Genomic DNA, 13,394 nt, shown 5'->3' with positions numbered 1-13,394 from the left:
TGTTCGTTACCCCGGCGAACGCCGCTTCCGCGTTATAGTGGTAGCGTACCGTCGCCCCCAGCGGGTCCGTCGCTTCCAGCAAATTATCGAACGCCCCGTAACGGAACTGATAACGCTGCCCCAGCGCATCCGTCACCGCCGTCAGGTTACCTTCCACATCGTAACCAAACCGCGTTTCGCTGCCGTCTTCGTACACCACTTTTGACGGCGATTCGCGCACACCGTCATACTCCCAGCGCCGTACCTGCACGCCTGCCTCATGCGCGATATGTCGCTCCGTCAGGCGGTCAAGGTCGTCATAGCGAAACATCACCGCAGGGGCATTATCACGCTCAAGCCGATTCAACAAACCACGGCGGTTATAATGGTAACGCTGTAATACGCCATCCGGGGCTATCACTGTCGACAGGAGTCCGGTTTCTTCGTAACGATACAGCCACTCTCGGCCTTCCGGGTCATTCACCTCAATAACCTGCCCAGCCGCGTTACGCTGATAGCGCCATTCACTGCCCAGCGGGTCGGTATAAGCCAGCAGTTGCCCATTATCATCATACGCATAGTGATGCGTCGCACCGTCAGGCAGGGTAACGCTTGTGACCTGTCCCCAGTCATTGCGCTGATACACGGTGCGTCCACCCAGTGGGTCGGTCTCTGCCACCAGTTGGTTGTCTACCCACTCAAGCCGGGTCTCACCGCCATCCGGCGTGCGTTTGAGCAGGATATTGTTGCGCGCGTCACGCACGTAGCTAAATACCCCGCCAAACCCGCTGTGGTAATGACTGGTCAGGGTGTCGTCGTCATACTCAAAGTGACCCTGCCAGTAACCCTCAGCCCCCCGGCAATAAGTGACTCTTCCTTTACTATCATAATCGTGCTCACCCCAGGTATGAGCCAAATCAGACCAGCGTAATAGCCAGCCTTCCGGAGAATAATCGTAATCAAAATTACGTCCCTCACTCCCCCTTACCTGTATTACATACCCGTGCTTATCATAGATATAACTCACCAGAGTCTTGATAGGACGACGAGCAGGAGTACATAGTGTTAACGAAGTGATTCGATGATATTGGGTTGCGACATGAATAAGACGCTCATCTGGTAGCACTACCCAGCGTAGAACGCCTCTCTCCCATAATAAAGAGACACCATTATTCTGTTTATCCGTTATTGCGGTAAGAAAAAGTTGCTTGCCACAAGAGTGCTCAAAATAATATCGCAGTCCATTTTGATGGACTACTATCAATTTTCCATTTTCCCGAGTCAGTCGCCACTGAGGATTTGATAGGGATAAACTGACTTCTCCTTCATCGGGACTATTGAATATAGCTTCCCCATATTCACCATCCAACAAATGAACCACACCTTGAGATAAAGTCAGATTCATATCCCAATTCGTACGCCATAATTTTCCTAATAACCCCGATTGTCGGGTTCCACCAGAACGGTAATAGCGTTTAAAAAACACGGGAAATACGCCAGAAAAAATAACATCCGTTCGCCAATCCACAGCAAACCCCGTTGCTACATCAACCGGATCGTTTTTACATACACTCTCTGAGGTACAAAGATTATTATCTTGTTCCTGGGATTCCGCTTTTTTCTTTGATTTATCTGGATAATCACTTTCTGGCGGCGTTTTATCAGCAATAAACTTCTCTGAGACATCCTTATCATTTTTTCCTAACGCGGTTCCTGAATCTTTCTTGACCACTTTACCAATGAATATTTTTATTTCCCGAATGATATCATCTACCGCACTTCGAAAACGCTGAATAAATCTTCTTATCGTTTCAATGACGCCAGAAAAAGCATCCTCTGTCCAGGCTATGATCCAGTTTCCCTTTCCTTTTTCAAACGCCATTTTCAGGGCTAATTTAAGTGATAACTCAATGCGCTCAAGCAATGCTATGGCTTCGTCGCATTTATTTTTAATTACGTCTATGATTTCAAGCAACCATCTAACTATATTACCATCAGAGATATGCCGGATATGTTGAATCGCTTTCTGTACAGCTTGCGGTGTATTTGCCTTACAGACACTCAGGATCGCCTTTCCTCCCCGTTTTATTACATCGCCTAGACCAGGAATAAAGCCAATAACCGCTAAAGCGCCTTCTGCAAGAAATACCCAATCCTCAAAACGATCCGTATTTTCACACCCCCGCCATAACCAATCCCCCAGAAAATAGACATCCATCGCTTGACCAATAACCGGCACACATCCAAGTATGACCTCACAGACCAACATCACAACGATTTTACTGCCGCCATCCGCTGTCTCAGCGGCCAAACTACTCTGATGAATAGTATTGATAGCCTGCTTTAATTCTTTACTTCCTGCATTAATTTGTCGATTTAATTCCCACAATCGATCATAGGCTTGCTGCTCTTTATCATCTAACGAGGAAAATAAGGAATCCCATAAAGAACTATCATCAAGATCAACTTCGTAGTCATCACTATCATCCGCATCATAAACAACAATTCCTTTTTCATGTAATAAAGTAAATAATGAGAAATATTCACCAGCTAATGCAGCATAAGCAGGATTAGACTGGAGTAATGGGTTATTTTCTACCGTAGGCTCAGGAGTAAAAGTATCGCTACCCTCCTCAAAATAAATTTCATATCCTCCACATCCCATATCCTGAATCAAAGCTAACCCAGCATCATCGGTTTTACCTTTAATTATTGTCCCCTTACTGTCTTTTACGACAAAAGGCGCATTTGGTACGGGGCGTCCAGATTCATATTTGTAATCAATCAGTGTCTTGCAACCACATTCGGAGCATCCTCCAGGGATGATATTATCGGTAGAAAATTTTTCATTTGCGGCATCCCCGCTGGCAGCTAACGCGCTGCTTTTATCCTGGCTCATGAAATGACGTCCTTTTTATTTTATGCTTCTTCCAGATGGTCAATGGCTGCCTGATACAGCCGATCCATACGGCTTTGTGTGCCAATATGTTCAGGCTGTATCAGGATATTTTTCGCCCATGCCTGATGAATGAATTCCGGTGAGAGTTCCGTCGCTAACGCCAGCCAGCGCACGATATCGCGATCGTTGTTAAAGCCGTTGATCCTCGCCTGCTGCACTTGCTGATGGATAAACGCCTGTAGTTCATCGTCAGGCGCGTGCTGCCAGTTCGCATGGTACGTGCGCAGATGCTCCCTGTAGCGCGCCAGATTCTGATGTTCGGAAGGCACCATGATGGCTTGCCATTGTTCATCACTGAGTTGGCGCGGCAGGATGTCCGTAATCGAGTGGGGTTCGCGGGTCGTGAGATTTAAAGCGCGGATCGCACCATCTGGGGAAATGTCGCAAAAGCTGGCTATCGGGCCATAGAGCGCACAGGCTTCTTGTGCGGAGCTGGCAGAGAGCAGTTGATTCACCACCTGCCAATCCCCCACACGCAGGATGGCATTTTCTCCAGAAGGTGAGGCCACTAAGCTCCATTGTCGCAGGTGCTTCGTCACCTCAATCAATTGATCGAGCGGTGAATATGCCTGCATAAACCATTCCAGTTGCAGGCCCATTCCCCAGCCGGGCTGGGTGACAATGTGCTCTTTTACCTGCGACCAATTAGCTGCATGAAGCGGGATGCAATAGGGTGATACCGAGGCATGGACACGTCCTGCCTCTCCCCAGTACAAACGCGTCTGTTCCAGGCTACCGCCCCAGCGCTCGGCCAGCCAGGGCACAGCATCATTCATCGATGCCTCGGCTATAACAAAACAGCCCCCCTGAACGATACGCGTTTGCCAGGCGGCGTCATCTTCCGGCATCAGTTCAAGAAAAGGTGGCGATACACTCACGGCGTGACCTCCGTTATGTCAGGTAACTCTCCCCGCATCCAACCAGGGCGATGATAATTAAACTGCACGCTTTCAATACGTTCAGGCTCAGATTTAAAAATCCGAATACTGTCGGCCATCGAATAACGTTCAGTCAGATGAATAAATATGGGGTGCAAATAAAATTCACTCCCCAGTACCCAGCGATGAGCAGACCAGGCTTCACATTCCGCTTCGCTGGCTTTGGGATAATATTTCCTTGCCAAGGCAATGCCACTAATAAAACGTTCTTTGACTATTTCGACATCCAGCGGAAAAACACATCGTTCACCGACAAAAAGAAACAGTTCATTGGCTAAGCGGTGCAGACGATTGTGATTAGCGAGAAGATAATATTGATAATTGGTTAAGATAATTTGGTATCTTTTATTCATGTCATCATTATTTTTATTCTCAATTTCTCGCTGTGCGAATAGTCGATACTCCCCTCGTTCGCTATTCACGATGGGTACATACAGCTTATTCAGCGAACCGAGAAAACCCGTTTGAGAAGCCAAATCCAGAGTTGGCCACCAGGCGGATAAAATATCGGGTACATAGCTACGAAATAGCGCTCGTGTACCATCGGGCCAGAGACAGAAAATGCGCTGCTGCCAAAAATCAGCCATCTGCTGTAATGTCAGTTCGCTGTGCATAAGGACGATGCCACCATGCCGTTCCGGCTGAGTATCGGTCAACCAGTGCAACAGGGTTTCACCGGGTTTGCCTTCTTCTATTTTCACTACAATTGGTGCCCACATTTGCCAGTTTTCGGCATCCTTACCCAAATGCAACTGCTGCCATATCTCTGCCGCCGCAGGTTGAAAAGCCTGCCAATATTCAGGTAATGCAGGATAACGTAGCGGTGAGATAATTGCGTATAAAGGCATATCAGACTGGCTGATTTCAAACAGGGTATAACCGTTTGCCATCATCGTTATTTGCCTGTAAATAAGAGATATTTTGATATAATAAGATCATGAACAATCACATTTCATGCCCCAACAATCATGCAAATTATCGGGATATAAAATGTGATTTTTTTATGAAAAGAAATGAATAATAAAAACCACGAATCAAAAATAAATTACAGCGGTAATCCTTTTTCCCTGCGCTCTCTCACTTCAGCAGGCGACAGGGGGGGGAATGTAACGCCGCGCTCCTGCAATTGCTGTTTCACCTTCAGTGCCCAAGGGTATTGAGGGGATTTAGGAGACATGATGGATAAGCTGTCGTGTACACGCCACGCCAGGCTACTGCCGGTTGAAGAATAGGTATCGAAACTTGCGCCCTGCTCAATCAACCAATAAACAATTTCGTATTCATTTACATAGGCAGCATAAAGCGCACTATTTCTTTTATTTTGATCTTCTAAATTCAGATCAGCCCCTTTCTCAACGAGTAGCTTAATATCAGCCCATCGTTGCTCATTAATGGCACTAAATATTGCAGGCTGACCACGACGACCAATTGCATTCGGATCGCCTCCTGCATCCAGAATAATGCGCAGCCAGTCTGGATCTTTCGCGCCCGCCACAGAATTGACTGCGCTGTCGCCAAAGCCGTCTTTATAGTTTGGATCGACACCCAGTTTAAGCGCCAACGTGACCGCCTTTTTATCCTTCGTCTCATAAATCAGCCATAACAGCGGCGTGACGCCTTCTTTTCCCTGAATATTCAGGTTAACGCCCTGCGACAGTTGATGACGGGCTGCCGATTCGTCACCTTTTTGAATACTTTCCAGTACCGCCACCACAGGCGGTTCAAAAAGTTCACTCGCCCGCATACTGTGTCCTCCTGCCTGACAAGCGGTTAATAATCCCAGAATAACGACGCCCAACCATTTTATACGTGCCAACCATTGCATTATATTCCCCTGAATGTATTGGTTATCTTCCCGATATCTTCCTTTTTCTGGCTTTCAATACCCGCAATCACCTGATCCATACCGTGACGCGCAATTGGTGAACCGCCAACAGCGGGAAGGGCCATCATATCACCGCTTGCTTTCGGCAGGCCCCCTTCCAGTAATTTTGCGACACCGATGACGCCCCCAAGCACTGCACCAGTGGTTCCACCAATTAATGCGCCCGCGCCAGACAATAAACCAGGAATCAATGCCTTACCGTAGGTTTGCGCCATGGTTAATATCTCACCATCGACCGCTTGTGTTTTAATTAATGACGCTGTTTCTGCCAATGTCGCACCACCACCTCGCAAGGCAGTATTCTCATGTAATCCTGCGGCATTGAACGTATAGCCGGGAAGTTTTGTCACACTGACCGCAGCGGAGGCTAACCCGCCTCCCAGAGAATGGCCAACAATAGCAGGTGGAGGATTTGGCATCAGATCTTTGACTTGAGTCGCGAGATCCATTGCTTGTTTGTACTGCGCTGATTCAAATCCCATACCCTGAGTGGCGTTAGTCAACCAGTCTTTAACGCCAGTCACCGCATTATTAGTGCCCCGATAGGTCAACATCGTTTCGCCATTAATCGCAGATTTGAACAAAGCAGAACCAAACCCTGTTTTCTTATCCATAAAATCATTTTCTGTCAGGCCTGGAAGCTGACTCGTATCCAGAATATCCAGCCCAACCGGAGCTTTCGGCAGTTTATCCAGCACGCCTCGTCGAAATTCATCGACCGAATACACATACTGGGCGGCCTCAGCGCGTAAGATACTGTCGTTATTAAATGCCAGCCGCTTCGCCGCATCGGCTAACCCCGGCAGTGATGCCGCTTCGGTTGCTAATTTAGCACGCGCCAGATAGCGATCTTTACGCTGAGCGATGGTGAGTAAATCATCAATAATGGGCAACTCGGCGGCGGAAGCCCACTCCATTAATGTCGGCATCAGCATCGGCGTCAATGCCAGCAGAGGCGCACGGCTTTTTGCCGATTGCTCAGCACACGATTTCACCGGAGACTGGTAGGGCGAGTCGCCAATGATGACATTCCCACTGCCCGCAGCGACCGAACCGCCACAGCCGATCGCATCGCCGATGCGCGCCGCCAGTTTTCCATTGATGATAACCGTACCAGAGCCAGCGGATATCGCGCGGTTATGTACGCCGTGAGGCATATTCGGACAGGGACAAGCATGGAGCAAAACTGCATCACTTTTACGGGCAGCCGGTTTGCCATTGATGATGACATCACCGCTGCCTTCAATAATCGGGGTAGCAGGAAAACAGCCGTGACCCGCGCAACTGTCCCCTAAACGTGCAGCACCTGGCATAGTTCCTCCTTAACGTCTGTCTGGCGCGTCCGGCAGAGTCGGCTTGGTGGGGTCTTCTGGCGTAATCGACACCGGAGCCGTCCCTACGCCAGCCGCTCCGCCGTCGTTGATTTTCACAATCGTCCCGGAAATCGTGACGCCTGCGCTGTCAATCTTGATAAAACCGCCGGGCGCTTTGATGGTCAGAGCCTGCCCTGCCTCCAGCACGATATCCGCCGCTTTCAGGTAGCTGTCCGTATTCACCAGAACGCGTTGGTGCGCACCGATCAGCGTCTCTTCAGAGCCGGACATCGTGGTCTGACGGCTCCCTTCAATGCGGGTGATCTCCCCCCCGCCGATGAACCGCTTGAAAGAAGCCCCAATCTTCTGAATGAAACTTCGGCCAATTTCCTGATGATGATCCTGACCGATGTTTTCAAAATCATCTTTACCTATCGTCCGGTGACGGTGGCGATCAACCCGCTGAAACTGATCCTGAGCCACGCTGAGGTGCTGATCGCGTCCCACGCTTTGCCGATGGATATTATTAATGACTCCATCCATATCTTTCTGCGCGTGGTAATAGATTTGCTCACGCGTCGCTTCATCCTCAAAACGCAGTTCGTTGAAGCCGCTGCCTTTATGCGTATCGGTACGCAGCGTGGTACGTGTTTTATGGGCGGGTAAAATATACGGCGTTGGGTTGGTGACGTGGAAAGTTCGTCCAGTGATAATCGGCTGATCCGGATCGCCTTCCAGGAAGCTCACGATCACTTCGTGACCGATGCGCGGGATCGCGATCATACCGTACTGGCCGCCTGCCCAGCCCTGACTCACCCGCACCCAGCACGAACTCTGGTCGTTGCTCGCACCGTATCTGTCCCACGGGAATTGCAGTTTCACCCTGCCATACTGGTCACAGTAAATCTCTTCCCCTGCCGGCCCCACCACCGTCGCGATTTGCGGGCCGTCCACCATCGGTTTGTACGGCATCACCGCGCGCCATGTCGTCGCGCCTTTCACCACCGCAAAGCTGTTGCTCATCGTCGTCGGCTCACCGCCGCTTTCCTCTTCCAGCGCCTGCGGCTGCTGCCCCACATGCGTCACGCTCACCGTCTGCCACACCGCATTCAGCGTCGCATTCGGGTGCTCTGTCAGGGTAAACGTGCTGCCCGGCATCAGCCCCGCGCAGTTGGACTCCCCTTCGCTCGTCACCGCCCCTGACCGCAGCGCGTCCAGCCGGTAGCCGCTGAACGCCTTTCCGCTCGGGTCCTGCTTATAACGCCCCGGGTAGTCGTAGTGCTGGTAACTTTCACGCTGGTGCTCCAGCTCGCCGCTCATCTTCTTGTGTGACAGCCCGTATGCCGGTGTCTTGAAGCTGTAGTCTTTCAGCTCCACTTCCGCTGTACTCACCCGCTCCGCGTAGTGGAAACGCCGGACATAGTCGCCCTCGCTCAGTCCCTGATTGGCGAGATTAAAGAACAGTTCAGGGCCTTTGCTCAGCGCCCCCGCATCGTCGGCAAACACCACACGGTGTTTCCCCTCTTCGTATTCGTGGAAGAAGTACAACCCTTCCTCTGCCGCCAGACGGGTGATAAACGCCAAATCGCTTTCCCGATACTGTACGCAGTATTCCCGCACCGCATGGTCATGACGCAGCGCAAAGGCGTAATCGCTAATCCCCGCCTCTTCCAGCAACGTACTGATTATCGCTTCCGGCTTCTGTGTCTGAAAAATACGGGCGTTGGTGCGCAGACCCAGACGCCACAGCGCCGGACGGACTTCTATCTGATAACGCGTGCGACGGAATCCGGTGTCACCCTGCGTAAATCCACTGACAATCCCGCTCACCCGACGCTTCAGTTCGCCCTCATACCAAATCATCAGCTCGCACGGCTGGTCCAGCACCGCGCCAAAATCCACATCCGGTAATCCGCTCGCCAGACTCAGCGATAGACTGAAAGGCCGGTTCAGTCCCTCATCCAGCCTGAAATCCACTACCGCAAAGGTGCCTGCCTCCAGCGCGCCAACCTTGACGGTGAACTGTAATCCTGTACTGTTTGCCATCTGCTCTCTCCTTCTTCCTTCACCGCGGCCATGGCTACCGCACGCCCCGGTTTCACCCGATGCGACACGCCGCTATCCTGATTGATATGAAATACCTGAGTTGTGCTCTGAGTCTGCTCACACCACAAGCCATGTTGGTAAAAACATCACGCCTGCAAAAACACTGCACGGGGAAAACCCCCCGGAGAAAAACGCAGAAAACCCGGCGCAAGGCCGGGTTTGGTGGGAATTACGCTTCGATCGGCGCACGCCAGTCATCAGAACCGGAGGTTCCGGCAACGGTGTGTTCCCAGTCGATTTTGCGGTAAGCCAGTGACACTTCAATCAACTGGGTGTAGTCCAGTTTGGACGGGTCCTGGCAGTGTGGCATCTTGCAGTCGATGTCCACGATGGTGGCGTCAGTCAGCACGGTAGAGAAGAAGTGCTCCTGCTTGCCTTCTACCGACGTGCGATACCATTTCAGGGTCACGGTCGGCAGCATTTCACCGGACGCCAGTGAGTTGTACATCAGCGGAACCGCTTTGTTCAGCGCCACGGTGAATTTGAACGGCTTGTGGACACGCTGACCAGATGGCTGACCGGACTGTGGGTCGGTCGGTACGGTAACGATGTGTTTGAATTCCTGTACCAGCATTTCATCTTCATGGCCTTCCACATAGATGTTGCCGACAGAGTCAGAGGTGAAAGCACCGGCGGTAATGTTGCCCTGCGTTTTCCCTTCGATGCTGATATAGCATGGAGTTGGCATAGTCTTGCTCCTTGTTGTTGAACGGGGTGAGTTGTTAAACGTGTTTAGTAACGTCCCACTGCGTATAGCAATCCACATGCCAATTTTTATGTTATTGTTTTTAATAAACAATTACTTAACTCAAATTTTCCCTAAGCCAAATTTGAGCAAGAAGTTGCGCAGACCTCGCGAAAAAACGGCATCCATTGCGCAAACAGTGATTTACACCAGAAAGTGAGCAAGAAATTGCGCAGAATGCGCATTTGTTCTGAAAGTTTGCGTTAGGGGTGAATTAGTGCAACAAATTGACGATTGAAAACAATAAAATTGATAGGAAAACATCGATTTTAGGTGGTAAATACACCACATCACTCTTACTAAAAAGTAAGTATTCACCAACCTTCCTATGAAAACACACATCTGAAAATTGTTGTTATGGAACATAAATCATTGAGGAATGCTGGCGATAATGACCAGCGATGACATATCAACCTATATTCACACTTCCCCCGCCAATCAGCACACCGCCACAGCTTACTCCATCCCCTGAGCGCGCCGCGGGTTTACCATCAACGAATACCGTGGATGAACCGCCACTGATGCTCCTGTCATGACCGTGAGGAATCAGAGGATCGCCCTGACGAGCCAACGGCAAGCCATCCACCTTGACCGTTGATGAACCTACTGAGACAGATGTCGGAGGATAGCTACCGTGCCCGGTATCGATATCGCCTAATTTAACTGCGTTACCCATTTTTAGTCCTTTTAGCAAAATAGTCAGGCTTTCAGTAACATTCGTGCTTGCGGCCTAGTCATCGATCGCTAATATCTCTATACCACGTGGGACGAAGAAATTATTGTTCCTCAACATGGTACTCGCCTGATCGTCCATAATGCTGTTCAGTCTTTCAGACGGTGTATCGTCAAGAGGGGTACCTAAACCGGGAATATAAACTTTGGAATACGTGTATGAAGACGTAAGGTCTGCTTTTATCTTCAGATTGTGGGCGCGAAACAAACGTCCTACGTTAGTCAGCCGCTGGCTCTCTTCATCAACATTGATATTTCGCTTCATACCATCAAAGAAAAAACCCAGTTGTAACGCCAGTGAACAAGTGCTTATCCCCGCCTGATGGCGGCTCTCTTCACGCGCAACGCGACATTCCATATCATCCCAATCCACTTTATTTATCTCCTCGTTCTATATGTATCGACGATACTATCCATTTCAACGACACAGCTTTCAGCCCACCTTACCATCGGTTTATTATCAGGTAACATCAGTACACAGAAACCATTCTGGCCTTTATCTCGTTTAGGCATGGGTAAGGTAATAGTATGTTTCTCAGGCTGAAATCCCTGTTCTTCTTGTTGCTTCAGAGTGGCGCTCAATAACCAATCTATTTTGACCGTCTCTCCGTCTATACTATACGGGCCAGCAGAACTGCCACCCGAGTTAAGACCATCAAATGCAAAAGTATTCCCCCCCATATTGCCGTTGACATACACATAGCTAATGGGGCGGTCGATCACCGAATGAACAACAATTGACGCCCCGCCATGCCGCTCCTGTATCAGGAACGTCCAGCCCAGCCAAAGCACCAGCAGAATACTTGCCGTCCACCGACCCCAGCGCGGCAATATCTGCCATATCGCCGTTATCAACCCCGAGATTGCTCTCGTCAAACCACTTGCCGCACTCATGTTCGTTCCTTCTGCTCTTCCAAAGCCTGACGACCACCTTCCAGATAGATTAATGCCCACAACCGTCTTTGAGCCTCCAGCGCGCCAACCTTGACGGTGAACTGTAATCCTGTACTGTTTGCCATCTGCTCTCTCCTTCTTCCTTCACCGCGGCCATGGCTACCGCACGCCCCGGTTTCACCCGATGCGACACGCCGCTATCCTGATTGATATGAAATACCTGAGTTGTGCTCTGAGTCTGCTCACACCACAAGCCATGTTGGTAAAAACATCACGCCTGCAAAAACACTGCACGGGGAAAAATCCCCGGAGAAAAACGCAGAAAACCCGGCACAAGGCCGGGTTTGGTGGGAATTACGCTTCGACTGGCACACGCCAGTCATCAGAACCCGAGGTTCCGGCAACCGTGTGTTCCCAGTCAATTTTACGGTAAGCCAGCGACACGTCGATTAACTGGGTGTAATTTCCAACGGAAATTACTCAATTTTCCCCGATGACCAGTGCATCGCCAGCCGCTGTCCGGCCTTGATTTCATCCGGCTGCATGGTGGCTTCCAGATCGTTACGCGCATGGATGGCTTCGGGCATTCCCTCCGTCGCCGCCATGGCATACCAGGCGTAAGCATGAATACGGTTGCGGGATGCACCTAGCCCATCCTGACGCATCATCCCCATTCGATACTGCGCCATACGATTGCCCTCATTCGCCGCCAGACGGTACTGCTTCATCGCTTCGACATAATCCTCTTTACCGCCTTGCCCCAGCCGCAGCATATCGCCATAAGCCAATTGGGATTCGGTGTCGCCTGCTGATGCCGCTTTGGCATATTCTTCACGCGCTCGTGTGAATTCATTCGCTTTAAATAAGCGATCCCCCAGTTCACGCTGCGCCCGGATATAACCCGCCGAGGAAGCCTGAATCAGGTACTGTTCACGTTTTTCATGAGTGGTCTGGCTCTGGCTAAGCAAATAGTCAGCCTCACCCGATCCTCCAGCGGCGGCGCGCTCTAGCCAATAACGCGCCTTCTGCTCATCCCAAGGTAAGCGCTTACCTTCACGGTATGCCTTTCCTAACCACAACTGGGCTTCAGCATCTCCTGATGACGCGGCCTTTTGATACCAGTTCAACGCATTCTCGCCGTCTTCGTGTCGGGCCATCCACAACTGCGCTTGTGCCTGTCCTAGCGTCGCCGCGCGGAAATACCAGCGTTCGGCCAAATCGAGACGAATCACCACGCCTTTCCCTTGCTCATAGCGCTGCGCCAATTGGTACTGTGCATCCCGATTACCAAGTTCAGAGGCCTTTAGTAACCACGATACGGCATCTTTCTCACCGCCCGCGTGCGTCGCGTGCCACTCGGCAACGATCAATTGCGCGGGGGCATAGCCATTTGCCGCTGCGGCTTCAAATGCGCTCAGACAGGCAGCCACCAACTTTCCCTGATGCTGAACCTGGCAGTCCATACCGAGGCGATGCCCCGCTTCGCCATTGCCCAAACGTGAAGATGTCGTCCACCACTGGCGGGCAAACGGGCTGTTCTTTGGTGCGCCTAGCCCGGCCTGATACCAGTCACCAACCTGAAGTGCGGCAGCAGCGCGCATTTCCTGATTACCCGGAAGTTCAGACCGCTCAGCCGCCTTCTGCATCCATTGCATCGCCTCGGTATACTGAGAACGTTTGGCTAACGTTTTTGCCAACTGATATTGCGCTTCTCCATTTCCCCGGTTTGCAGATGCGACTAATTCCGCTTCAGGCAGTGAAGCGACCGGCGCCTGACATGACGCCAACCAACAGGCTGATAGGGCTATCAATAATTTTCTGTATTTCATCATGTGCTCAGCGG

12 protein-coding genes and 1 pseudogene are annotated in these 13,394 nt (G+C 50.7%); all 13 read right to left on the bottom strand.

Annotated elements, in window-relative coordinates:
- Positions 1-2,878 (bottom strand): DUF6531 domain-containing protein (locus OI69_RS08825; protein WP_039348881.1); only part of this gene is annotated, 2,878 nt, incomplete at its 3' end.
- Between the two features lie 20 nt (positions 2,879-2,898).
- A complete protein-coding gene (locus tag OI69_RS08820; protein WP_039348878.1) occupies positions 2,899-3,816 on the bottom strand; it encodes a DUF4123 domain-containing protein in 918 nt (305 codons plus the stop codon).
- On the bottom strand, positions 3,813-4,769 hold the full coding sequence (locus OI69_RS08815) for a DUF4123 domain-containing protein (RefSeq protein WP_039348876.1): 957 nt from the start codon (positions 4,767-4,769) through the stop codon (positions 3,813-3,815). Before OI69_RS08815 ends, OI69_RS08820 begins: the two co-directional genes overlap by 4 nt.
- A gap of 152 nt (positions 4,770-4,921) precedes the next feature.
- Entirely contained in the window at positions 4,922-5,620 is a 699-nt protein-coding gene (locus OI69_RS08810) for an ankyrin repeat domain-containing protein (RefSeq protein ID WP_039348908.1), read from the bottom strand.
- 80 nt (positions 5,621-5,700) lie between these two features.
- Positions 5,701-7,074: a PAAR domain-containing protein gene (locus OI69_RS08805; protein ID WP_039348873.1), complete on the bottom strand. Its 1,374-nt coding sequence runs from the start codon at positions 7,072-7,074 to the stop codon at positions 5,701-5,703.
- A 9-nt stretch (positions 7,075-7,083) separates the two neighbouring features.
- Positions 7,084-9,120, bottom strand: a complete 2,037-nt coding sequence (locus OI69_RS08800) for a type VI secretion system Vgr family protein (RefSeq protein WP_039348871.1) — start codon at positions 9,118-9,120, stop codon at positions 7,084-7,086.
- Positions 9,121-9,349: 229 nt separating this feature from the next.
- Entirely contained in the window at positions 9,350-9,868 is a 519-nt protein-coding gene (locus OI69_RS08795) for an Hcp family type VI secretion system effector (RefSeq protein WP_039348868.1), read from the bottom strand.
- Positions 9,869-10,334: 466 nt separating this feature from the next.
- The gene (locus OI69_RS08790; protein WP_039348866.1) at positions 10,335-10,601 is read right to left on the bottom strand and encodes a type VI secretion system PAAR protein; all 267 of its coding nucleotides are present in this window, start codon (positions 10,599-10,601) and stop codon (positions 10,335-10,337) included.
- Between the two features lie 54 nt (positions 10,602-10,655).
- Positions 10,656-11,030 (bottom strand): hypothetical protein, encoded by a 375-nt coding sequence (locus OI69_RS08785; protein WP_039348863.1) that lies wholly within the window; start codon positions 11,028-11,030, stop codon positions 10,656-10,658.
- Positions 11,031-11,035: 5 nt separating this feature from the next.
- Positions 11,036-11,551 carry a membrane protein gene (locus OI69_RS08780; protein ID WP_039348860.1) on the bottom strand — a complete coding sequence of 172 codons (516 nt, stop codon included), beginning with the start codon at positions 11,549-11,551 and terminating at the stop codon, positions 11,036-11,038.
- Complete coding sequence (locus OI69_RS20320; RefSeq protein ID WP_268809387.1) at positions 11,548-11,676, bottom strand: hypothetical protein; 129 nt, start codon at positions 11,674-11,676, stop codon at positions 11,548-11,550. The genes OI69_RS08780 and OI69_RS20320 overlap by 4 nt, the downstream gene beginning before the upstream one ends.
- 229 nt (positions 11,677-11,905) lie before the next feature.
- A pseudogene (locus OI69_RS19815) lies at positions 11,906-12,013 on the bottom strand (type VI secretion system tube protein Hcp); the annotation flags it as partial.
- 14 nt (positions 12,014-12,027) lie between these two features.
- A complete protein-coding gene (locus OI69_RS08775; RefSeq protein ID WP_039348905.1) occupies positions 12,028-13,383 on the bottom strand; it encodes a tetratricopeptide repeat protein in 1,356 nt (451 codons plus the stop codon).
- Positions 13,384-13,394: the final 11 nt, after the last annotated feature.

It is taken from the genome of Pectobacterium fontis (assembly GCF_000803215.1).
Classification (GTDB): Bacteria; Pseudomonadota; Gammaproteobacteria; order Enterobacterales; family Enterobacteriaceae; genus Pectobacterium; species Pectobacterium fontis.
This window is presented reverse-complemented; position numbering and strand designations above follow the sequence as displayed.